The sequence below is a fragment of the Echinicola rosea genome (assembly GCF_005281475.1).
Lineage (GTDB): Bacteria > Bacteroidota > Bacteroidia > Cytophagales > Cyclobacteriaceae > Echinicola > Echinicola rosea.
This window is the reverse complement of sequence record NZ_CP040106.1, coordinates 1,400,085-1,423,437: the sequence shown is the minus strand read 5'-3', so window position 1 is coordinate 1,423,437 and position 23,353 is coordinate 1,400,085. Positions and strand designations below refer to the sequence as shown.

Annotated in this window: 22 protein-coding genes; 9 read left to right on the top strand and 13 right to left on the bottom strand. The window is 45.8% G+C overall.

The annotated features are described in order from the left end of the window. Positions 1-2 precede the first annotated feature (2 nt). Positions 3-3,077, top strand: a complete 3,075-nt coding sequence (ccsA, locus tag FDP09_RS05895; protein WP_308421172.1) for a cytochrome c biogenesis protein — start codon at positions 3-5, stop codon at positions 3,075-3,077. Between the two features lie 49 nt (positions 3,078-3,126). On the opposite strand, the gene FDP09_RS05890 is transcribed toward ccsA, so the two are convergent. From FDP09_RS05890 to FDP09_RS05865, 6 genes are all read right to left on the bottom strand, one after another. Further along, positions 3,127-3,723 (bottom strand): YdeI/OmpD-associated family protein, encoded by a 597-nt coding sequence (locus tag FDP09_RS05890; RefSeq protein WP_137401768.1) that lies wholly within the window; start codon positions 3,721-3,723, stop codon positions 3,127-3,129. Then, the gene (locus tag FDP09_RS05885) at positions 3,720-4,085 is read right to left on the bottom strand and encodes an iron chaperone (RefSeq protein ID WP_229683537.1); all 366 of its coding nucleotides are present in this window, start codon (positions 4,083-4,085) and stop codon (positions 3,720-3,722) included. Before FDP09_RS05885 ends, FDP09_RS05890 begins: the two co-directional genes overlap by 4 nt. Before the next feature lie 11 nt (positions 4,086-4,096). After that, positions 4,097-4,495, bottom strand: coding sequence for a DoxX family protein (locus FDP09_RS05880; protein WP_137401766.1), 399 nt, complete (start codon positions 4,493-4,495; stop codon positions 4,097-4,099). A 198-nt stretch (positions 4,496-4,693) separates the two neighbouring features. Next, positions 4,694-5,155, bottom strand: coding sequence for an SRPBCC domain-containing protein (locus FDP09_RS05875; protein ID WP_137401765.1), 462 nt, complete (start codon positions 5,153-5,155; stop codon positions 4,694-4,696). Between the two features lie 54 nt (positions 5,156-5,209). Then, positions 5,210-5,542, bottom strand: coding sequence for an ArsR/SmtB family transcription factor (locus FDP09_RS05870; RefSeq protein ID WP_137401764.1), 333 nt, complete (start codon positions 5,540-5,542; stop codon positions 5,210-5,212). Between the two features lie 537 nt (positions 5,543-6,079). Continuing rightward, positions 6,080-7,573, bottom strand: coding sequence for a M14 family metallopeptidase (locus tag FDP09_RS05865; protein WP_137401763.1), 1,494 nt, complete (start codon positions 7,571-7,573; stop codon positions 6,080-6,082). A gap of 335 nt (positions 7,574-7,908) precedes the next feature. Here FDP09_RS05865 and FDP09_RS05860 point away from each other — a divergent pair, with 335 nt between their 5' ends. Together FDP09_RS05860 and FDP09_RS05855 are read left to right on the top strand one after the other, a co-directional pair. Then, the gene (locus tag FDP09_RS05860; RefSeq protein ID WP_137401762.1) at positions 7,909-8,919 is read left to right on the top strand and encodes a dipeptide epimerase; all 1,011 of its coding nucleotides are present in this window, start codon (positions 7,909-7,911) and stop codon (positions 8,917-8,919) included. Between the two features lie 24 nt (positions 8,920-8,943). Next, a complete protein-coding gene (locus FDP09_RS05855; protein ID WP_229683536.1) occupies positions 8,944-10,056 on the top strand; it encodes an aminotransferase class I/II-fold pyridoxal phosphate-dependent enzyme in 1,113 nt (370 codons plus the stop codon). A 79-nt stretch (positions 10,057-10,135) separates the two neighbouring features. Here FDP09_RS05855 and FDP09_RS05850 read toward each other — a convergent pair whose 3' ends face one another. From FDP09_RS05850 to FDP09_RS05835, 4 genes are all read right to left on the bottom strand, one after another. Then, positions 10,136-10,882 (bottom strand): 1-(5-phosphoribosyl)-5-[(5-phosphoribosylamino)methylideneamino]imidazole-4-carboxamide isomerase, encoded by a 747-nt coding sequence (locus tag FDP09_RS05850; RefSeq protein WP_137401761.1) that lies wholly within the window; start codon positions 10,880-10,882, stop codon positions 10,136-10,138. Positions 10,883-11,072: 190 nt separating this feature from the next. After that, positions 11,073-12,119: a WD40/YVTN/BNR-like repeat-containing protein gene (locus FDP09_RS05845; RefSeq protein WP_137401760.1), complete on the bottom strand. Its 1,047-nt coding sequence runs from the start codon at positions 12,117-12,119 to the stop codon at positions 11,073-11,075. Positions 12,120-12,475: 356 nt separating this feature from the next. Beyond that, positions 12,476-15,292 (bottom strand): excinuclease ABC subunit UvrA, encoded by a 2,817-nt coding sequence (uvrA, locus tag FDP09_RS05840; protein ID WP_137401759.1) that lies wholly within the window; start codon positions 15,290-15,292, stop codon positions 12,476-12,478. A 79-nt stretch (positions 15,293-15,371) separates the two neighbouring features. Continuing rightward, the gene (locus FDP09_RS05835) at positions 15,372-16,007 is read right to left on the bottom strand and encodes a hypothetical protein (protein WP_137401758.1); all 636 of its coding nucleotides are present in this window, start codon (positions 16,005-16,007) and stop codon (positions 15,372-15,374) included. 404 nt (positions 16,008-16,411) lie between these two features. Here FDP09_RS05835 and FDP09_RS05830 point away from each other — a divergent pair, with 404 nt between their 5' ends. Further along, positions 16,412-17,014, top strand: a complete 603-nt coding sequence (locus tag FDP09_RS05830) for an RNA polymerase sigma factor (RefSeq protein ID WP_137401757.1) — start codon at positions 16,412-16,414, stop codon at positions 17,012-17,014. Continuing rightward, positions 16,989-17,225, top strand: a complete 237-nt coding sequence (locus tag FDP09_RS05825; RefSeq protein ID WP_137401756.1) for a hypothetical protein — start codon at positions 16,989-16,991, stop codon at positions 17,223-17,225. Before FDP09_RS05830 ends, FDP09_RS05825 begins: the two co-directional genes overlap by 26 nt. A 504-nt stretch (positions 17,226-17,729) precedes the next feature. Here the strand turns inward: FDP09_RS05825 and FDP09_RS05820 are convergent. Next, the gene (locus FDP09_RS05820; RefSeq protein WP_137401755.1) at positions 17,730-18,152 is read right to left on the bottom strand and encodes a nucleoside-diphosphate kinase; all 423 of its coding nucleotides are present in this window, start codon (positions 18,150-18,152) and stop codon (positions 17,730-17,732) included. A gap of 194 nt (positions 18,153-18,346) precedes the next feature. On the opposite strand from FDP09_RS05820, the gene FDP09_RS05815 reads away from it, so the two are divergent. From FDP09_RS05815 to FDP09_RS05800, 4 genes are read left to right on the top strand one after another with little or no spacing between them, the layout of a single operon-like run. Beyond that, positions 18,347-19,387 carry a DHH family phosphoesterase gene (locus FDP09_RS05815; protein ID WP_137401754.1) on the top strand — a complete coding sequence of 347 codons (1,041 nt, stop codon included), beginning with the start codon at positions 18,347-18,349 and terminating at the stop codon, positions 19,385-19,387. Continuing rightward, positions 19,374-20,321: an FKBP-type peptidyl-prolyl cis-trans isomerase gene (locus FDP09_RS05810; RefSeq protein ID WP_137401753.1), complete on the top strand. Its 948-nt coding sequence runs from the start codon at positions 19,374-19,376 to the stop codon at positions 20,319-20,321. Before FDP09_RS05815 ends, FDP09_RS05810 begins: the two co-directional genes overlap by 14 nt. A 4-nt stretch (positions 20,322-20,325) precedes the next feature. Next, positions 20,326-20,886 carry an FKBP-type peptidyl-prolyl cis-trans isomerase gene (locus FDP09_RS05805; RefSeq protein WP_137401752.1) on the top strand — a complete coding sequence of 187 codons (561 nt, stop codon included), beginning with the start codon at positions 20,326-20,328 and terminating at the stop codon, positions 20,884-20,886. A 1-nt stretch (position 20,887) separates the two neighbouring features. Next, on the top strand, positions 20,888-21,463 hold the full coding sequence (locus FDP09_RS05800) for an FKBP-type peptidyl-prolyl cis-trans isomerase (protein ID WP_137401751.1): 576 nt from the start codon (positions 20,888-20,890) through the stop codon (positions 21,461-21,463). A 762-nt stretch (positions 21,464-22,225) separates the two neighbouring features. Here FDP09_RS05800 and FDP09_RS05795 read toward each other — a convergent pair. Further along, on the bottom strand, positions 22,226-22,813 hold the full coding sequence (locus FDP09_RS05795) for a uracil-DNA glycosylase family protein (protein ID WP_137401750.1): 588 nt from the start codon (positions 22,811-22,813) through the stop codon (positions 22,226-22,228). Positions 22,814-22,969: 156 nt separating this feature from the next. After that, the gene (locus FDP09_RS23720) at positions 22,970-23,137 is read right to left on the bottom strand and encodes a hypothetical protein (protein ID WP_187328808.1); all 168 of its coding nucleotides are present in this window, start codon (positions 23,135-23,137) and stop codon (positions 22,970-22,972) included. Positions 23,138-23,353: the final 216 nt, after the last annotated feature.

The following is a 23,353-nucleotide window of genomic DNA, read 5'->3' as shown; positions in this document are numbered from 1 at the left end:
TCATGCTTCTTTTACTGCTTACCTTTGCCACCGCCATGGCAGTGGCCACGTTTATGGAAAATGACTTCGGTACGGCAGTGGCATGGGCGGTCATCTACGAATCCTGGTGGTTTGAAATGGTCATGGTCCTGCTCGCCGTCAACTTCGTCGCCAACATCAAACGATATCATTTGTTTAGCCGTCAAAAATGGCCCATCGGACTTTTTCATGTCGCCTTTATCGTGGTGATCATTGGCGCGGGCATTACCCGGTATTTTAGCCATACGGGTACCATTCACATCCGGGAAGGGCAAGCCCAAAACATCTACTTTACCCAAGAAAAATACTTACAGGTACAACAAAACGATCCGGACAATTCCCAACACTTCCAAAAACCCATCAAGCTCACCAGTCAAACATTCCGGCCACAGGAAGTGGCTGTGCCCAATAGTAATGGGCTGAAAATCCGCATTAGCGATTATATTCCTCACGGCCGTCCGACATTTGAAAAAGGGGAAGAAGATTACCTGGACATCGCGCTTACCCTAGGAGAAGGGCGGGAAGACATCATCTTGCCTATCGGCAAAAGCCTCCCCATGAAGGAGCTTCACCTGGCCACACAACCACAAGCAGCCCACCCCATCAAAATCTATAAAGGTGACAGCAGCTGGATGATCAGCACTGATGTGCACCTACAAGTCATGCAGATGAGCAACCAAAACCTGGGCGTCCTCCATGCTGGGGAAACAAAGCCCCTAAAGCTTCGGAGTCTCTACCAATGGGAAAATGGGGCTTTCCTCATCAAGGCCACCTACGAAGGCAGCCAACTGGCCTATGTGGAAGAAAAAGATCCGAAACTGGCCGAGCAGCTCCCCGATGTGGTGGCCTTAGAAGTACTGGACAAAACCGGAAATATCCTCCAAAAAAACCATGTACAGTCAGTAAAGCTTAACCCCTCTTGGAACCACTTCACTTATCAAGGTAAAAACTACCAATTTACCTATGGCCCCAAGGCCCGGCAGCTGCCTTTTTCCTTGTACTTGAAGGACTTTGAAATGCAGCGCTATCCCGGCAGCCAGAGCCCCTCCAGCTATGCCAGTAAGGTAATGGTCGAAGATAAGGAGCAATCCTTTGATTTTAGAATCTACATGAACAATGTACTTGATCACGGTGGCTACCGCTTCTACCAAGCCTCTTACGATACAGATGAGCAGGGAACAGTACTCTCCATCAATCAGGACAAACTGGGCAGTACATTGACCTATATCGGCTATTTCCTGCTTGGCTTGGGGATGTTCTTCACCCTTTTTACACTCAACAGCCGCTTCCAGTACCTCAACAAGCACCTCCAAAAAATCAAAAAAGTAGCGCCCCTGCTGTTGATTTTCCTGAGTGGTACCAATATCGCTCAAGAAATGCCCAAAACGGCCGCGTGGGTGGTGCCTGAAAAGCAGGCCAACATGTATGGGCAATTGGTCGTTCAGGATTTGGACGGCAGAATGAAACCCCTGGGCACCCTGGCCAATGAAATCGTCCGTAAACTGAACGGAAAATCCACCATCACTTTGGAAGATGAGCAGTTGGAGCTGAGCCCCGAGCAATTTTTGCTGGCCATACAGATGTACCCAGAAATGATGGGCAGCCTTCCGATCATCAAAATAGATAAGCAAAAAGGTCTTCATATCTATGAGGCCTTGGAACTGCCCGCATCGGGCAAAGTGAGCTTTTTGGATTTTGTAGATGATGAAGTTCAATATAAGTTGCAGGCAAAGGTAGAAAAAGCCAACCTGCTCAAACCCTCTGAGCGAAATGAAGGCGACAATGAACTTCTCAAAGTAGATGAACGGTTTAACATTTTCTTCGGACTGCTCACAGGTGATTTCCTCAAACTCTTCCCCAACCGCTTGGATGAAAACCACACTTGGTTTACCCGGGACAATTCCACCCAAAATTTCCCTGAGGAGGATGTGAAATTCGTGCGGCATATTACAGGCATTTATCTACAGGGGCTACAGCAAGGACTGGAAACTGACAATTGGCAAAAAGCAAATGAATCCCTAGAATACATCGACTTGTACCAGCGCAAAGCTGGCGAAGCGGTCTATCCCGATGACCGACGGCTACAGGCCGAACGGTTTTATAACCAGCTCAACCTTGGCAATCGGCTTTTCGGCATCTTCTGGTTGCTAGGAATTGTTATGCTAGGAATAGCCATCTGGCAGACATTTACCGAAAATAAGTGGACCAAAAGGCTCTGGAGAGCAGGAATGGTATTGAGTGGGTTGGGTATGCTTGCCTTCACCTTTCATCTGGGTCTTCGCTGGTACATCGCACAGCATCCTCCTTGGAGTGACGGGTTCGAAATGCTCGTATTCGTGGGCTGGGGAGTTTTGCTTTTCGGGTTGCTTTTTTCACGAAAGTCCAGGTTTACAGTACCACTAGGGTTGCTATTTTCGGGTACTTTGCTATTCGTAGCCTTTTTGGAATGGCTCAATCCGGAGATCACCAACCTCATGCCTGTGCTGCATTCCTACTGGCTTAAGATCCATGTGGCGATCATCGTAAGCAGCTACGCACCCTTGGCACTCGCCGCTGTCATGGCCTTGCTCAGCATGATTTTGCTGATTTTCTCCCCCAAAAGCCCCCTTGCCAACTGGTGGAGAAGCTTGCTGGAGCTGACCATTGTCAATGAAATGGCCATTACCATTGGGCTGTTTTTGCTCACCATCGGTACTTTCTTGGGCGGCGTCTGGGCCAATGAAAGCTGGGGACGCTACTGGGCTTGGGACCCAAAGGAAACTTGGGCGCTGATTTCCATTCTCGTATATGCCAGTGTACTGCACCTGCGGTTGATTCCGGGCCTAAAAAACTTTATGGTCTATCAGCTGGCCAGTCTCTGGGCATTTGCCTCCATCATCATGACATCCTTCGGGGTCAACTATTACCTTTCTGGCTTGCACTCCTACGCAAAAGGCGACCCTGTGCCCATTCCATCGTGGGTGTATTGGTGCGTGGCCATTTTATTGGTCATTTCCATCGGGGCTATTTTGCGGTACAGAAATTTCCCTGCCACCATAAAAACCTACCTCAGAGTATGAATGAAAACCTATTCGTTATCCTCGAACTGTTTTGAAATTAACTTTTTCTCTAATCATTCAAGCCTAGACCATCAAAGATCCTCGGAATGGCTTTCTCAATCCGGGACACTTTGGTCTTGGACTGTTTGGGTTGGGAAAAATGGAGCAAATACCCCCGCTGCCTCCCCGGGGTCAGCTTTTCAAAAGCCGCTTTCAGCTCAGGGCGGTCTTCCAAATATTCCTTAAATTCATCAGGCATACTAAACTCTTTTGTCTTCTTGAGCTTCACTTCCAAGCCAGCCTTCTCCACCTCAATGGCCTCGAAAATATAGGTTTTCAGTGCCGAACGATGGCTCAAAATTTCCTGAACATCAGTAAACCGAATCTGTCTGGCAGCCTGTACATTCTCCGTTTGTTGGATCAGCAGGCCTTCCGTATCCTTAAGCAAAGCGCCCTTATGAAACAGCAGCGCACAGTACTCCTTAAATCCATGGATCAATACCACGTTGGCTTGCTTTCCTGTCTTGCCGGATGGACTAGTGTAGCATGGCACACCCCACTTCAGCTCTTCCGTAAGTCCACATTCAAGCGCTATCTTCCTCAATTGGCCGTACGCTTCCTTCCATTGGGTGTCTTTATCAAAGAAAAAATCAACTTTTGGGTTCATCGGTTCTTGATATTTAGTTCATTAACTTCAGCTTGAGCAAGTACTAGGCGTTTTATTATTACTGCAGGCACCTCTTGGTCAAACTTAATCTGTATCGTTTTTTTACCGGTTTTATAACCTAATTCTTTAAGAATCTTTCGATCCTCTTCCTGTAGCGAATCCACCCCGAAGCTTACATGGTGCTTGGCTACAGAAAACCCGACCAATATCCCATGGTATTTGTATATGGGCACATTCCAACTGATACCTTCTTCTGCTTCGGGCATGGCAGATTTAATGATGCTTCTCAGCTCATCCATGACCGATCGAGCCTCCTCGGTGGCGTTGGCTATATATGAATCTACATCTTTGGGCTTGTCCATATGCATCTTGTTTATTTGTTCGTTGCTTTGCGAGCTACAGCAATAGTTTTTCTCTCTTCAGGTCTAAAATACCAAGAAATAAGGGTTAATACTACCAAGAGCAGGGGGCCAAAAAGTGTAATTGGTTCATCACCAACGGCCAGGTGCGAACACACCGCTCCTGACATCGCAAAGAAAAAACCTGCATATGCCCATTCTTTCACCAATGGAAATTTAGGGATCAAAATGGCCACCGTACCCAACACTTTCCACACTCCCAATATCGTAAGTAAGTACACAGGATAGCCCAAGTGTTCCATCATCTGCACTTCCTCCTCCATCTGTATCAACTGGACAATGCCCGTGGACACCATCCCCAATGCCAGCCAAACGGTGGCAATCCAATAGATAATCCTGTTCCGTTTCTTCATGATTTTTAGTTTAATCAGTACGTTCTCTAAGTTCACCCATTTTCTCCACGTATCCTGATAGACCTATCTAAACAGCGTGGGAGGAAAGGAAAATGGTTTGGTATTTTTTTCAGTTAATAACCGGTTTTATCTGTGTGCCAACATACCCCCACCTAACCTCCCAATTTTATCTCAAGACTCACATCTCACTACCAGTCATTAACTACTCTTCTGAACTTCCTCCAATCGGTCGTGTGCCAGATTGATGCCTTGGACGAAGGGGAGCTGGAGGATTTTATCCCTGATGGCTACCGAGCGGTAGATGACATGCATGCTGAGTTTGCTGGTGCCCTCATGGAGTGACTCAAACTCCAAAAACTCCAACTGGGCGCCAAAATCTGCATTCTCCATTTCGAAGGTTCGCGTGATCTTCTCATTGAGGACAAAATCATGGATCGTTCCATGAAAGCCGTGCTTATTACCCATTGGATCTGTGGTCTCAAACCGATAACTTCCGTGTTGTCGATTTTCGAGCTTTAGCACTTTGGTACTCATCCATTGCTCCACGATTTCGGGTTCCATATATGCCTTGAAAAGCAAGTCCAACGGAAGGTCAAATTCCCGCGTAATAAGAATTTCCTGCTTGCCATCTTCTGCATGAACGTTTGTCTTGAGTGCCATGGTAAGTTTAGTGGTTAAGTTTGATGGTTAGTTTTTATCGTCCAACAGAGAATATCAATCACCTTCTTTTTTAGGTTGATAGTTTTTCATCACTGCCTCCAGTTTATTAAACCGCTCATCCCAAAACTGCCTGAAAGGTTCGATAAAATCCGCAATAGACTTTAACTTTTCTGGATTCAGCTGGTAGTAGATTTCCCTACCGGACTGTTCCTGCTCCAGCAATTCACACTCGGTAAGGATCTGGATATGCTTGGAAATGGTCTGTCTGGAGGAGTCAAAGTTTCCCGCGATGGCACTAGGCGTCATGGCCTGAATCGCCACCAACATAATGATTGCCCTCCGCGTGGGATCGGCAATGGCCTGAAATACATCTCTTCGTAGTTCCATAAACGCAGCTATTTGACTGCTAATATAAACGCAATCACTTAACTGCGCAAATTTTTATATCAATTAATAGTTTCGGCTTGAAGCATTTAGGTATTAACCTTAGTTCGATTATAAAACCGTCACTGCGAGGCTTAGAGGTAGGCCTGAGCGGGTGGAAGCTGTGGCAGCTCGCCGCGGCGAGTTGCCACACCCTTTTCCAACCCACATCCTCCTGAAAAGGGTTCGCTTTTTATACTAAAATTAAGTCGAGCTCAGGTTATTAAGAAGTTAGGGTATGTGGACGAACTAGTTCGATTTACCTAGCGGCCAAGGCAATCGCCTTTAGTGTTTTGAAAGGAATCATTTTTTGTACAGGCTAGGTATCATCCGTGCCGCTGGCACTCCTTCTGGAGGCTGAGGAAACCTTAGCCTCCTGCGGATGAATCCGCAGGTTACAAAATTCATCCGTGCCGCTGGCACTATACCCCAGTTGGTACATTAGGAATCGAAGTAGCCTATCCTGGCAAATATGTAGAAGAGCTAAATATGTGGACTGCACTACCACACCCGCTGCTTCAGTCCCTTCACCATTGGCTTTTGTAAATTGATCAGGTAGCCGTTGACTATGGCATGGGTCCGTTGGCCGTTGCTTTCTAGGAAAAAATTGGCAGCGCTACCTGTCGTGGTACCGCTGGGAATGCTGTCCTGCCCCGCAAAAACCAGGATGGGCAACTCATGCAGTGCCTCTTCAGGTGCATACTTTACCCTAACCGCCAAGTTTCCGGCACTCAGCAGCTCAAGGGCCTTTTCAGGAGTAATACTGCTAAGTGAATCCAAGGTCTCCTCGGCCACTTTGCCTTCTTTCAGCACCATTCCACTGGCATCAAATTCCTTATATCCGTAGTACACAGACAGGTCGCCCACATCATCCAAGCTGCCCCGCACATGATAATCTCCCTTGCCCGTCTCCACGTTGCGCCGTTTGATTCCTAAATCCAGCTGATATTGGCCCTTGGCATCAGCGATCGTTACATTTTTCAGGAGCAGGTCCATCAGCTTGTTGTCATTATCCGGAATGCGGAAATAGTCCTCCACTGCATAGCGGTTATAATCACCTTGGGCAATTTCGTAGAGGGCATTTAGGATAATCATAAAATTCAGCTGGCGAATGTATTGCTTATCAAGGTCGTCGGGATAGCCCCCAGACTCGATCAGGATGGTGCTCGTGCCCCACTTCTGGAAATTATCACCAAAGGCCCTGGGCTCAAAGGCATCGTTGTACTTGCCTACCTGGCCGGGAGTTACTTTTTGGAGGATCCTGTTCATGCCCACGATCACCTGCATGGCCTTGGCACGGACGTCATTCACTTCCGTTTTGTAATTATAGGCAGGTGCCAATACCGAAATCGTTGCGGGCTTTGGAGTTTGTTCCACATTATAATAAATCTGCTGGTCATGCAGGTTAAAGCCAAAGTCCGCTCCAAAGTCCGCCCGCGCTGCCTTTAAGATTTTGGCCTCTGGAGAGACTTCCTTGATGGCATCCCGGTTCAGGTCGATACCATAAGCATTGCGGCGGGTAAACCGCTCCGCACCATCAGGATTTACCATCGGGATAAAATGTAACGTCAATTGATCACGAATGGCATTTCGTATTTGGTCAAAATCATCACCACTGCCTTCCAGGAAGTTAAACAAGTCAAAAAGCGCCATGGTGGCCGTACTTTCATCCCCGTGCATCTGAGACCACAGCAGCACCTTGGTCTCTCCGCTTCCATAAGCGAGCTGTCTGATAGCCCGCCCCTCCACGGACTGGCCCAGATCTGTCACGTCAAACGTCCCGGCATGCTTCTCGATCAGCGGCTGCAAGTCCACATGCTTAAACCTCCTATGGGTGATCGCAGCCTCTTTGTAATGCTCAAATGCCTTTTCCAATACTTCGGGCTGGAGACTTTTTTTGCGCTCTTGGGACGATTCGCATGAAAACAAGCACATGGACAAGCCTATACTAGCCAATGCCAGAATGCCGAAATGGTTCTTATAAATTTGCTTCATATCTTCCGATTATTATCCTTTTCCAAAATTGCCCTTCAATTCTCACCCTGGCTCACTGATTTCAGGGATTTTTTCTTTCTATCCCCCCAAAACATTGCGTAGAAATCATTATTCACTTTTTAATGTCAATCAAAATAATAAACTTCAAGCATATTTTGATTTAAATACAAAGATAACTACCATGGTCACCACGTGCATTGTGCTCCTGTGTGGAAGTAACCGCCACTAAATCTTTTGAAAGCGGTGATTTTCTGACGGCATTATAGACAGACACTATCGTCAACAGAACACACGTAAATCACGTTAATGGAAGCAGGTAAAAAACCCATAGCCCAATGAAATTAGAGATATTGATCAAGCAGTTGCCACTGAAACATACCTTTACCATCGCCCATCAAAGTCGTGATGTGCAGGAAACGCTAATAGTGCGTCTTACGGACGGGGAGCATTATGGTCTTGGTGAATCCACCACCAATCCCTTTTATGGGATGACGGTCGAAAATATGACTGCCGCCCTCGAAAAAGCCCGGCCGATCGTGGAAGCGGGCAACTGGGAAACACCGGAGAAGCTTTGGGAACAATGCAAGGAAATCTTTGCCCAGAATCCATTTGCCCAATGCGCGCTGGACTTGGCTGCTTGGGATTTATTTACCAAAAAACTGGACGTAAAGCTCTATGAATACCTTAAGCTGGATCCTTTGGACATCCCAACGACCAACTTCACCATTGGTATCGCCGAAACCGACAAAATGGTGGAAAAAATGAAGGAACTGGACTGGCCACTGTATAAAATCAAGCTGGGAACGGATCATGACTTGGAAATCGTACGTGAGCTCCGCAAACACACCAAAGCTATTTTTCGCATCGATGCGAATTGTGCTTGGACGGCAGAACAGGCCATCGAATACTCCCAGGAACTGAAAAAACTCCAAGTGGAATTTATGGAGCAGCCACTGGCCAAAGACGACCTGGAGGGCATGAAGAAAGTATATGAGCACAGCAAGTTGCCTGTCATCGCAGATGAAAGCTGCATTGTGGAATCTGATGTCAAAAAATGCCACGGCCTCTTCCACGGCATCAATGTCAAGCTGGTCAAGGCAGGAGGCATCACACCGGGATTGAGGATGCTCTATCAGGCCAAGGAGCTGGGCATGCAGACCATGGTAGGTTGTATGACGGAATCTTCTGTGGGCGTCACGGCCATTGCCCATATCGCACCACTACTGGATTATGTAGATATGGACGGGGCCATGCTGCTTGCCAAGGACATTGCCACGGGCGTCCATATCGAGCCCGGAAAAGTCACTTTCCCAGAAGGACCAGGCATTGGTGCTGAACTGATCTGATTTTACCAGCCTAAAACCCGGAATATGCATTATAGCGGCATGACGCTCTACCATAACCATAAAATCTCCTCCCCAAACCACATGCAGCACCACCCTACAGATCATAAAATCGGCCGACTTATTCCTTGGCAGGGAAAGGACTACCGTTATTTCAGCGGCACTGCCTATTTGGGGATGGGCAGTGTGCCGCCATTCGAACAGGAAATCCTACAAGGCATCCAACAATACGGTCCCAATCACGGAGCCAGCAGGTTTAGCAATGTCCAACTGGAAGTGTACGAGGATTTGGAGCAGCAGTTTGCTTCTGGAGCTAGAGCTCCATATGCTGCTTTGCTCAGTAGTGGTTTTATGGCTGGCTACCTTACGCAGACCTTGCTCTGCGAAATGGCCCACACGGTATGGGCTGCCCCTGATGCCCATCCGGCTATCCTTCCTGCCAACTATCAGCCAGATCCAGACCAATCCTTTCACGAATTTGCTAACGAGTGCATCCAGAAGAGCCATCAGGTAAAAGGCCAGACCATCGCCATTCTCTCCAATGCGGTGGATACCATCCTGCCGGCCATTCATGATTTTAACTGGGTAAAGGACCTGTCACCAGCAAACACCTATTATTTGCTGGTGGATGACAGCCATGCCTTTGGACTGCTTGGAAAAGGCATATACGGCACTTATCATCAGTGGAAAAATCTTCCTGCCCATTTGATCGTGGCGGGCTCACTCGGCAAAGCTTTGGCCATTCCTGCGGGAATAATCTTGGGGGATGCGTATTTTATTGAAAAAGTAAAAAGCAGTGCAACCTTCAGAGGTGCCTCTCCTCCTGCGCCTGGTTACTGTCAAGCATTCTTGCAGGCCGAGAAGCTCTATGAACAACAGCAAACGCTACTTCAAGAAAACATGGAGTATTTTTTTAAACGAATCGACAATACCTCGGACCAACTAAGATATGACCCTCGTTTCCCGGTCGTAACCTTCAAAAATAGCGGTTGGGCTCCAAAATTGCTGGAAGCAGGAATGATGATTTCTTCTTTCTCCTATCCAAGACCCGAAGATGCACCTGTGGACAGAATTATTTTATCTGCCTACCACACTAAAGAGGATCTCGCACACTTGGCTAGCGCCATTGTTTCAGGCTAACATCAATACGGAATAGTGGATCAAATGCAAAAGGCCTGTGGAGAAATTACCACCACAGCCATATGAAAACCTATTTTCTTTATATGGGCTCCTTGCAGCTTGCGACAAAGGTCTTCAGTTCCTCTGCCGTAATTTTCCCAGAATAATATGCCTTCCCAAAAACCACACCTCTCATACCCAAATCCTTCAACCGCTTGAAGTCCCCTACATTTCGCACACCGCCACTGGCCACGACATGGAGATTTGGAAATCGCTCTACAATTTCTCCATACAGCTCAAAGTTTGGCCCTTCCATGACGCCTTCCCTGCTGATGTCGGAACACTTTAGGTATTTCAATCCTCTGTCGTAAAAATAGGAAATCTGATCAAAAAGATGGATATCGGTATTTTTCTGCCAACCTTTGATCTTAATCAGATGGTCTTTAGGGTCAGTATCTGCCGCCATATTGATTTTCTCCCTTCCATAAGAAATCAACCACTGGGCAAACTTTTCGGGTGAATTGGCCGCCACACTAGCAGCAGTAATGGTCTTGGCACCATGTTCAAAGACCTTGATGAGGTCTCCGTCAGTCCCTACTCCACCGGTAAAATCGACGCTTAGTGAAGTGTAAGCAGCAATGGTATGTAAAATATGAAAGTTTTTTGGGCTTCCCCTTCTAGCCCCATCCAAATCTACCAAATGAATACGCTCAATACCGCAGTTTTCAAACTCTTGGGCAATTTCCAAGGGGTTATCGGATATCACCTGCTCAGTGGTAAAATCCCCTTTTTCGAGACGGACGCATTTTCCGTTCATGATCCATATAGATGGAATAATTTCAAACATATTGGGTCAAGGTTATAGGGTTAAATGGCTGTCCTAGCGTCATTCTTCTCCAAGTAAGAAACGCTACTGTTTCTGGTCAAACCTTTCCTAATATAATATTAAACCACCTGATTTAATAATTAATCCCTACAATTATTTTTTATCGATTACTTCTGGTAAGATTCGCAATTTACCGGCCAAATGGTCTCCTCTAATAATCCAGCCTGGCAATTTTACCATCAGCACCAGATGCCCAAATGGTCTCTCCATTTTTGGATAATTTTACGGCATGAAGGCCATAATCAGTAAATTTCACCCAATTTTTCCCTCCATCACTGGAATAATCACTACCATTGGTTCCCACTGCTATCAGCCAACTTTTTTTGGGGAAATAAGCCACTCCTGACCGATAGCCAGCGGGCTGTGCACCTTCAGGGCCCTGCCAAGTCTTGCCGTGATCAAGCGAAAACGCGCTGATATTGGAGGTATGATCAGGCTCGAGGTAATCCCCGCCGACAGCCACAATATGCCTATCGTTCATAAAAGTAAGAGAGAAAATGCCCTGGGAAGGTTCTCCCTGTATAAAGGGTGCCGGGACCGTGTCCCAATCGACACCGCCATTTTCCGAATAATAGATATTGCTTTTCAGACCACCACTGGCAATCCATATTTCATGGCCTCTGGCCAAAATCCCCGATCCACTGGCTGCAAAGCTGGCTTCTCCTTCAGGGACTTTGGGAGTTCGGCTAAGCGGCTCCCACGAATCTCCGCCGTTTAGGGTGAGCAGTACCATCCATTTTCCATCCACCGGGTCTCCATAAGCGTATCCTCTTTTTTCATCCACAAAGGCCAATCCATCCAAAAAAGCTTCCTCGGGCCCTTGGTATTTCTTCTCCCAAGACTTGCCCCCATCAGTGGTCTTATAAATAACCGCTGGCTGTCCGGCAGAAACCGCAACCGCTGTCTTAGCATCAAAGGCCTCAATATCCCTAAAATCTACGGTGTCCAGTCCAGCAATCACCCCTTTTTCCCAATGCTCCCCGCCATCCACGGTAAGCATCCAGAGCCCATTACTGCCCGTCGCCCAGACAATGTCCGCCGTCAGGGGCGACAGCCCCCTTAAGGAAGCTTCTGTGGGCGTGGAGACTTCATTCCAGCCCAAAGGCGCATCACCTTCTGTGGCCTGGGGAGTATTGCATGAAAAAAGAACCGTTAAAAATGCCAATACAATGACTTGATGATAAGTGTGATGTTTCATTTTTGCTCAATAAAAATCTTGTCAACTTGATGATAAATTGATTTTGCATAATGCTGCGCCCTCCATTTCCGGGAATAATGGCCCACAGCCAGTTAGCCCGACACCGGCATCTAGTGTCAAGCAACCCTAAACCTACGTGTAATCCGGTGCCTCTTTTGGCCTATGGCTGTGTTACAAAACGATTTCCTTAGCTACGCTAGGGGCGTTTTTTTGCGCCTTGCTCTAGCCCAAAATCCACTACTGCCTTAACCGACATTTAAGCACTGAATTGACACTAGCGGCTATACGCTTTCCAACCCAAAAGTCATCGCAAAAGTTTCTTTCACATAGAATGATAACTATCTGCTAATATTCCATTAAGAAAACGACTCTCTCAGGTACTTGGCGGTATAATTATCCTCTACTTCCCTCAGCGCTTCGGGTGTTCCTTCAAAGGTCACGTTTCCTCCACGCTCACCGCCTTCTGGTCCCAAATCAATCACCCAATCGGCCGATTTGATGACCTCGGTGTTGTGCTCAATAATGATCACAGAGTGTCCCTCCTCTATCAAAGCGTTGATGGAATACAGCAGCTTCTTGATGTCATGGAAATGTAGCCCGGTCGTGGGCTCGTCAAAGATAAAGAGCACATGGTCTTTTGCCTTGTTTCCACCCTTGCCGAGAAAAGAGGCCAGTTTTACCCGTTGGGCCTCCCCACCACTGAGGGTGTTTGAGCTTTGCCCCAAGCCAATGTATCCCAAGCCCACTTCTTGCAGGGGCTGCAGACGTGATATGATTGCATTCTTGCCCTCAAAAAACTCCATGGCCTCGTCAATGGTCATTTCGAGGACGTCGGCGATATTCTTGTCCTTATAAGTTACATCTAGGATTTCATTCTTGAATCGCTTTCCCTTACAGGATTCACACGTAAGGAAGATGTCCGCCATGAACTGCATCTCTATCTTCTGTGTACCCTCACCTTGGCAGGCTTCACAGCGCCCTCCATCCACATTGAAACTGAAATAAGCTGGCTTGTAACCGCGCTGCTTTGAGGTGGGGCGTTCAGCAAACAAGCTCCTAATGGCATCATAGGCCTTCACATAGGTGACGGGATTGGACCGGGAGGACTTTCCGATGGGGTTTTGATCCACAAATTCCACTTGACTAATGGACTTATAGTCTCCGCCCAGATGATCAAATTTCCCCGTTTCATCAATGACCGTACCCAGCATTTTACCCAATGCCGGATAAAGGACTTTCTTGATCAAAGTGGATTTGCCAGAGCCACTGACTCCGGTGATCACCGTGAGCGTATGCAGCGGAATCTGCACATTGATGTTTTTCAGGTTGTTTTCCCGGGCACCATTGATCAGGATTTTATCTTTCCACTTTCTGTTTCCCTGCTTAATATCTATTTTTTCTACCCCTTTTAGGTATTTTGCGGTATAGGTCTCTCCATGGGAAATCAAGTCTTCCAAATTACCTTGAAACACCAGTTGCCCACCATTAACGCCCGCATCCGGCCCGATGTCCACAATCTCATCGGCGGCTTTCATGATCTTTTCCTCGTGCTCCACCACAATCACCGTATTGCCCATGTCCCGAAGGGAATTGAGCACTGATATCAGCCGATCGGTATCCCGGGGGTGCAGCCCAATGCTTGGCTCATCCAGAATATACATCGAGCCTACCAAGGCACTTCCCAAGGATGTGGCCAGCTTGATCCGCTGGTATTCTCCACCCGAGAGGCTTGAGGTAAGGCGATTTAGCGTCAAATAGCCCAGACCAACTTTATCGATATACTCCAACCGGTTCAATATTTCCTTGAGCAGTCGGTTGGCTGTTTTTGTTTCTGCTTCAGTAAGCTGGATCGTTTGGAAAAATTCCAGTGCACGATCGATCGGCATGAGCACAATGTCCGTGATGGAATGCCCGTTGACTTTGACATAGGCAGCATCTTTTCGAAGCCTGGTGCCCTTACAGTCCGGACATGTGGTCCTCCCGCGGAAGCGCGAAAGCATCACCCTATATTGGATTTTATGCGTTTTACTTTGCAAGTGCTCAAAAAAAGCATTGAGGCCTTTAAAATGGCTATTGCCCTTCCAGATCAATTCCTTATGCTCCTCATCCAGCTCTTCATATGGCCTGTGGATGGGAAAGTCAAAGTGAATGCCGTTTTTGATCAGTGGAGCGGCCCATTTTTTGGTGGTCTCTCCCCGCCACGGCGCAATGGCGCCTTCGTAAATGGAGAGCGACTTGTCAGGAATCACCAAATCAGGATCTATGCCCAGCACCGAACCAAAACCCTCGCAGGTCTTACAGGCTCCGTAGGGATTGTTAAAGCTGAAGAAATTTACCGATGGAAGCTCGAAGGACATTCCATCCAGCTCAAAACGGTCACTGAATTTCTTCGATTCCTTACCGGGAATTACCACATAACAGTCCCCATGTCCCTCATAAAATGCCGTCTGCACACTATCTGCAATACGAAAATGGTTATCCTCGTCCTCCTTTCTGACCACCGCCCTATCGATCAGGATTTCAATGTCTCCTTTTGGAATCTCCTGCTCCTCCAGCAGGTCCTCTACATAAAATACCTCTCCTTCGATGATAACCCGTGTAAATCCCTTTTGAAGCAGGATTTCCAGCTCCTTCTCCATGCTCCGGGACGCATTTGCCTGTAAAGGGCAACTGATCATTACTTTTTCGTCCTCATCAAAACGATGGATAAAATCCACCACATCTGTGACCGTATGGTGCTTTACTTCCTCCCCGCTGACCGGTGATATGGTACGACCGATACGGCTAAAAAGAAGTTTAAGATAATCATAGATCTCCGTGGTGGTCCCTACCGTAGATCTGGGATTTTTGGTGGTCACTTTTTGCTGAATGGCAATGGCGGGAGAAACCCCCTTGATGTATTCCACATCCGGTTTTTCCATTCTTCCCAAAAATTGACGGGCATACGAACTCAGGCTCTCCACATACATCCGCTGTCCCTCCGCAAATAACGTATCAAAGGCCAAACTGGACTTGCCAGAACCTGAAAGTCCTGTTACGACCACCAGCTTGTTTCGGGGGATGGCCACACTCAGGTTCTTCAGGTTGTTTACCCGAGCGTTTTTGATGATGATATTTGATTTGGGGTCTAAATTCTCTATCGATGATGGATTCAAGGCTGTTGTCTCATTCATAGCTTACAAAGATACCAAGTCAACCTGTGAATTGGTAATTTGTTTAAAGCTGAATTTACCGGAAAAGTTCCCTCTTGGCTCAATCCTTCATCAAACGGGCCTTAACTTTCACCTTTTTGGACAACTCTTTGTTGTAAACAATGCCATCAACAGGATAGAGCTGGTAATCATCAATTTCTTCTACCCCCATAATCTCAAAATCCAAGTCCAATGAATCCGCATAAGCTGCTATTCGGTCTTGGGCATTGGCCAAAGACCGTTGGAAGCTCAAGTCTTGAAGGCTTTTGTTGGTCGCTGGTGCCAAGTAATAGCCGTTGCTATTGATATTGGCGGGGATATCCTTTTTTGAAAGCAGGTCACTGATCAGGGATTTGTCCGACTCACCTTTGAGCACTACGATATAATTCTGACCGTAGGTAAACTCACCCGAGCTTGACTTATTATCATACATTCCATCTTTATAGAAGCTTTCACTAGTTTTCTCCACTTTGTACTTTTGCATTTCCTCACCTTCCATCAACTCCTCCAGCGCTTTTTTCTGTTCCAGGCTACCGTTAAAGCTTACATTGATGCAGGGCTGTACTTCCTCCAGGGTGATTTTGCTGTGCCCAATAAGCTCAATGGATTTTGAGGATTCAGGATGGCTAAAATTACACGAGATCACAGCCGTAGAGAGGAGTGAAAAAACCAAAAACTTCAGGATAAATCGATACATGTAGAATTAATTTTTAGGTTGTTGAAAATTTCCACATAAACACAAGCAACTCCACAATAAGCGAGCCACGGTTATTACGAAAATTGTCAAATTTTATTACTATAAAAAGATTTTTTATCATGCGTCCATGTAGAGCTCATGATTCGTATATTTTGGTACAAAAATTGACTTGCATTAAGATTATTTTTGCCAAAAATCAAATCAATCGATAATTTTGTTAAAACAACCTAATCGAATTTATATTTTGATAACAGGTCAATGTCACCTATAAATTAAACAAAAAAATCAGTTGTTTCATTGCATTGTGTATTTCAAATATATACATTTGGCTTTAACAGAATTTGTTTCAACCCTAAATCCCGCAATATGAAATAGACTTCTACGTTATTTAAACGTCAGAATTTATGAGTAAAAGGTTAAGACCGAAAGACAGTGAATTGATCGCTCAGTATAGAAATGGGAGTGAAGCTGCTTTCGAAGTGTTGGTAGATAAATATAAATCCCGTGTGTTCACGACGATTTATATGATAGTAAAAGATCAGGGTTTAGCAGAGGACTTACTGCAAGACGTGTTTGTGAAAGTAATACAGACCCTTAACTCTGACCGATATAACGAAGAAGGGAAATTTCAGCCTTGGTTGATGCGGATTGCGCACAACCTAGCGGTAGATTATTTCAGAAAAATGAAGCGCTATCCATTTATCATGATGGAAGACGGTTCGAATCTGTTCAATACACTTAAATTCGCTGATTCCAATGTCGAGGACCAGAAGGTCAAAGACGAAACGCATGCCCTGGTAAGGGATCTCATCGATGAACTACCTGAAAGCCAAAAACAGGTATTGATCATGCGTCATTATATGGATTTGAGTTTTCAGGAAATTGCTGACCAGACGGGTGTAAGCATCAATACGGCACTTGGAAGAATGCGGTACGCACTTATCAACATGCGGAAAAAGTTGAAACAAATAAATGTTGCCTATGACAAAATATTTTACCCCAAATGAACAACTGATACGATATGTCTATCAGGAAATGAGCGAATTGGAAAGCATTGCCTTCGAGCAGCTTTTGCAGCAGAATGAATGCTTAATGCAGGAGTATCTGGATACGCTGGACATGCTTGGTCGGCTCAATGAGATGGTCATGGAACCCTCGGAAAAGACCGTAAAAGCGATAAAAAAGAAAGCCAGGTCTTCTGGCCTTGAAAGAGTTTAATTTCGAGATGCTTTACATATGCCCTTTCTGGTCAACACTGGGAAGGGCTTTTTTCTTTTATGTACCAGCCAAGCGTAAACGTTAGGGATCAAGCGGTAAAGTTGGGGACTACCGGTTTTCTAAAAAATTGCCACAAAGGCTCCAAGAGCGTGTTGTAACCTACACAGAGAGAGATTATTAATTGGTTTTTGCCTCAGAACCTTATCTCAATAAATAAAGGACTTTATCGCCCCCAGAAACATTGTCTGATCCATTTGTGCGATCAAGGCAAAAAGTTGTGTGCAGGCACATTTCGATCGCTATATATTTATATTACCATCCTTAATTCCGCCGATAGATAGACATGATCAACACCGATAGGAATCATGGTCATAGCATCCTACCGGTGTTGATCTTTATTATCTGTAGCCCGCACTAGCTCTACATTTTACATGCAGGCTGTTGAGAAAGGCATTTGAGAATTCCTTGTGGTGAAGTCATTCCACAAAAAAGGGCTTTGATCCTTTATTTAACGTGCTCTAGTTGACTAAAGAAAAAGCTTCCTTCGATTTGAGCATTTTCGTCCGAATCAGATCCATGCACTGCATTGGCCTCGATGGACTTGGCAAACAGCTTACGGATAGTGCCTTCAGCCGCTTCAGCGGGATTGGTAGCTCCGATCAGAGCTCTAAAGTCTGCTACGGCATTATCTTTTTCGAGTATGGCAGCGATGATCGGTCCAGAGGACATGTAATTGCAGAGGTCATTATAAAAAGGGCGCTCCTTGTGCACGGCATAGAATTTACCTGCAAGCTCAGCGGTAAGTTGTGTAGCTTTGATGGCTACAATCTTAAATCCTGCTGCTTCGATCATTTTTAGGATAGCACCTGAATTGCCTTCTGCAAAAGCATCTGGCTTGATCATGGTGAACGTTCTGTTACTTGCCATTTTGTTTAGTTTTGAAAATGAAGGTTTATATTTGGCAGCAAAATTAGCGTTTTTACTGGAAACTCAGAATGTTTGGAGTTATTTGTAGGTTATCTTGTTCATTATAAGACGCTTATATAAATTTGGGAATTTTCAAAAATTATATAGACCTTTGCGTCTTGTGTACTGTAAAAAGTGCTACTAAAATATTGTAGATGCTAGATTTTGAGTCATTTAAAAAACTACTGTCTTCGCCAAAGAAAATCGTCATTACCACACACCACAAGCCTGATGCCGATGCTTTGGGGTCTTCCTTGGGAATGTCAAACTACCTAAAGAAGAAAGGACATGAGGTAACGGTGATCACCCCATCGGATTATCCTTCTTTCCTTTACTGGATGAAAGGTAACGATGATGTGGTGAACTTTGAGAAAGAAGACTGTCAGCAACAAGCCATAGGGCTGATCAATGCTGCTGATATGATTATATGCCTGGACTTTTCCTGCCTCAGCAGGATAAACGAACTGGGAGCACTTGTCAAAAAAGCCGATGCCACCAAGGTCAACATAGACCATCACCAAGATCCGGAGGATTTTGCCGATTTCAGGTATTGGAGTACCGATGCGGCCGCTACCTGTGAGTTGGTATATGACCTGATCGTGAAGATGGACGAAAAGGACCTTATCGACAGTGATATTGCCGACTGCCTCTATTCTGGGATCATGACGGACACGGGAGGCTTCAAGCATCCCAATACCACGAAGCACGTCCACATGGTCACGGCAGAGCTGATAGGCCTGGGCGCAGACAATTCCAAAATCTCCCGGTTGATATACGACACCAATTCGGTCAATCGGTTGAAGTTTATTGGCTTTGCGCTGACAAGGCGGCTTGTCATCCACACCGATCTCCATACGGCCTACTTTTGGATCAGCAAGCGCGACCTAAAAAAATACGATTCGCAGACGGGTGATACAGAAGGCCTCGTGAATTATGCACTTTCCTTGGACGGCATCAAAATCGCTGCTATGTTTACCGAGCGAAAAGACGGGGTGAAAATCTCATTCCGATCCATCGAAAACGTCGCGGTGAATAAGTTTGCTGCCAAATACTTTGATGGTGGCGGACACCGAAATGCCGCAGGGGGCAAGTCCATGGACTCCCTGAAAGACACCATCGAACGATTCGAAAAATTAATTAAAGAAAATCAAGATCGATTATTAAATCAACTAGAATTAGTCAATGAAAAACATTAAAAGTTTGATGTTGTCAGCCGGTATGGTGGCAACATGCTTGGGAGTAGTCTCTTGTCAAAAGACCAAAACTACCGAAGATGGCACGGAATATACCTACATCGAAGAAGGTAGTGAAAAACCCGAAAACGGCCAGTTCGTCATTTATGAATTTACAGCCAAAAACAGCAAGGACTCCATCTTTATCTCCAGTATCGAAAACGGTGCTCCTGCTTATATGATGCACAATGACAGCGTCAAAAACTACGACACCACTAAGGTAAGACCGGGAATTGATGAGATTTTCAACGGCCTTCGCAAAGGAGACAGCATCCAATTCAGTGCTGCCGCCAAGGACATCTTTGGCGAGATGAACACCCCTCCATTTTTGACTGCTGAAGAGAAGGTGACCCTAAACATCGGTGTTACGGACATCCTGGATGAGTCGGAGATGCAGGAGTTCATGACCAAGGTACAGGAGAAGCAGCGTGCCAAAATGGAAAAAGAAGCCGAAGCCCAGCTGGCAGAAGACATTAAGAAAATCCAGGATTATATGGCCGAGAACAATATCAACGCCACCAAAACTGAATCCGGATTGTTTTATGTCATCGAGGAAGAAGGTAATGGTGAAGTGGTAGAAGAAGGCAATACCGCTGTGGTAAACTACACCGGCTATGTACTGGAAGGTGGGACGATCTTCGACACCAGTTTGGAAGACGTGGCCAAGGAGAATGACATCTTTAACGAAGGAAGACCTTATGAGCCTTTTGAGGTGATGGTAGGAAAAGGCCGTGTGATCCCTGGATGGGATGAAGGGCTGCAGCTGCTTAAAGGCGGAAGTAAAGCCAAGTTCCTAATCCCTTCTACCCTAGCATACGGCCCAAGACAAGCAGGCGAGGTAATCAAGCCAAACTCTATCTTGGTATTTGACGTAGAAGTAATGGACGTGCAGAAATAATAGCATGAAATTTCTAAATCATATTTTACTGACAGCCCTCCTAGCAGGGCTGTTTGTGTCCTGCATCGAGGATCAGGAAAGCCCGCAGGAAATTTTCCAAAACGATCTCAAGAAGATCGAAGAGTACCTGACCACTACGGACTACCAGTACATTAAGCAGGAGCAGGATTCAAGTTCAGGTATCGTGATGCTTTGGGATTCGCTCTCCTATTCTGGAGTAAAAACTACTGGTGCAGATACCTTAAAAGTAAATTATGTGGGGAGATTGCTGGATGAATCGGTATTCGATACCAATATCGAGGCAGTAGCGCGGGAAAATGGCATGTTCTCCTCCGAAAGAAATTACGCCCCATTGGAAGTTTATAACCAAGAATATTTGAAGGGGTTTATTTATGCGCTATTAGAAATGGAAAAAGGCGACCGAGCGCGAGTCATCATGCCGTCTGCATGGGGGTTTGGCAACCGGGCAGTTTCGGGCAGGATTCCAGCAAATTCCGTGTTGATGTTTGACCTGGAAATCAAGGACGTCATCAAAAACGAAGAAGAAATAACGACCGAAGAGTGATATGAAAAAGTTAATGATAGGCCTGATGGCTGCGATAGTAGGGATAGTTGCCTTTTCATGTGAACCGAACAATCCATATGATTTTGGCCCACAGTATGATTTTGAAGGCAATATGGAAACCGATAGCCTCAAGATCGCCGCCTACTTGGACACTGCCCAGATCGACAGCCTTTACCGCATCCATGACCCAAGTGGCACTGTGATCATTGTGCAGGAAGAAGGAGATGCATCTAAGCCAAATTACGGTGACGTCATTTATACCAATTATGTCGGTAAGTTTATGGATGGAGAAGTATTTGATACGAATATTGAATCAATAGCTGTTGAAAATGATCTACATGAAGATGGGGATACCTATAGGCCTCTAAGTTTTGAACTTTTTCAATTGAATCCAGCTAATCCTAATCCAAATGTATCTCCAAAAGCAGGATTTCATTTTGGATTTAAGCCAATAAGAAGTGGATCCAAAGCCATTTTTGTCATTCCATCTCCTTTAATGTATAGAGATCAGGAAGTTGGAGTTATTCCCGCCAATTCTATTTTGGTCTTTGAAGTGGACTTCTTGGGAATGGATTAAACCACGCTAAAAAAATTAATATCACAAAAAACACCTCAACTTTTGCTGAGGTGTTTTTTGTTTTCATAGAGAATAGGATAGCAAATCTTTCATCTAACGCTTTTAGAAACCTCAGTTCGATTATAAAATCGTCACTGCGAGGCTTAAAGGGAGATTTGAGGGGTGGAAGCCGTGGCAGCTCGCCGCGGCGAGTTGCCACACCCTTTTCCAACCCACATCTTCCTAAAAAGGGTTCGCTTTTTATACTAAAATTAAGTCGAGCTCAGGTTAGAAGATAATATTCATTTTCCGAAAAACACTATTTCTCATCCAAAACCCAGGGCAAACGCATTTAAAGAGATCATTCCCATTTTGCTTTCTAAGCCTGATGGTGCTTTCAAGATTGGACTTTTTGTCCCTAACCACCACCAGAAGCCAAAGGCTGAAGGCCTAGCGCAAAACTCCCACCAGGTATTTTTAACGGACATTATTCTGAATTGATCTTACAGGACGTAAGGAGTGTTGGTCCCCACCATTATAGCCCAATGGGCTCCATTGGGCTGAATTAAGTCGAGGCTGTCTTATAAATAAATATACGTCATCACGAGCGGAGTGAAGTGATCTCGATGTGCTTTCATTGCACGTATGACGAGATCGCTTCTTCCGATATCCATCGCAATCGCAATGATGAGGACTTATGAGACAACCTCACAATTTCCCATATGCTGCCATTAGTGCATACTTGGACACGGCAGATTTGTGGCCTGCCGTAAACTGGATTTTCTAAATGCGTTTGCCCTGATCCAAAACCCGCCTTGTCCGCTCCTTCAGTGTAGGCAGCACTTCCTCCCCAAACCACGGGTTTTTGGCCTGCCAGATATTGTTTCGGGGCGAGGGATGGGGCAGCGGCAAATATTCAGGCAGGTAATCGTGGAAATTTTTCACCGTCTCGGTCAGGGTATTCCTTGCCCGGCTTCCCAAATAATATGCCTGCGCATAATTACCCACCAATAAGGTCAGCTGCACTTCCTTCATCATGTCCAAGAGTCTTCCATGCCAAAGCGGTGCGCATTCGTGTCTTGGCGGAAGGTCTCCCGATTTTCCCCTGCCCGGATAGCAAAACCCCATGGGTACCAACGCGATTTTATGAGGATCGTAAAAGGTAGTCTTGTCCACGCCCAGCCATTTGCGCAGGTTGTCTCCGCTTTTGTCGTTCCAGGGAATGCCGGTTTCATGGACGATTTTGCCCGGTGCCTGGCCGATGATGATGATCTTGCTGTGCGGACTGCCCGCCACGATGGGCTTGGGACCTAATGGCAAAAATTCCTTACAGGCCTTACAAGATGCTATTTCCTCTAACAATTGCTGCATGGGCTTGTTCCAATTTTCTTACAAGGTAACAAGCTTACTCAATATTTTAAAACCAGCATCAATGCCGTTTAGTTAAGGCTATTTATCTGTTTTTACCTGCTAGGAGTTTCTTTCTATTTGACTTAAACTGTATGGCTTTGGTCATTTTGGTGGATTTTATCCTTTTCCCTTTTTCCCTCGAAAGCCTTCGGGCAGGCTATTGATGAAAAAAGAAAGAAAACCATGCCTTACGGCAAGCAGGAAATCTAGGCCGGTGGTCTGCCCTTTAAAATGGGACATGGATTTCCCCTGCGACGTGGATCCGTCACCTATATTAATTTCCACCCGATGACTGCGGCCTAAAAGCGATACATTTTTGGGACTTATTAACTGAATCCGCCTTGCAGGTATTGGGCGTTAAGAAATTAAAAAGCGGGCGGGCAGTAAGGCAGGCTTGTTTGACGAAATGCTGACCAAAAAGAATGTTGGCCACTAGAAAAGGAGGAGTTTGCCTGCATGGGGGTAGGCTTTAATTTTAGCCCAATAGATGCCCAGCGGCGG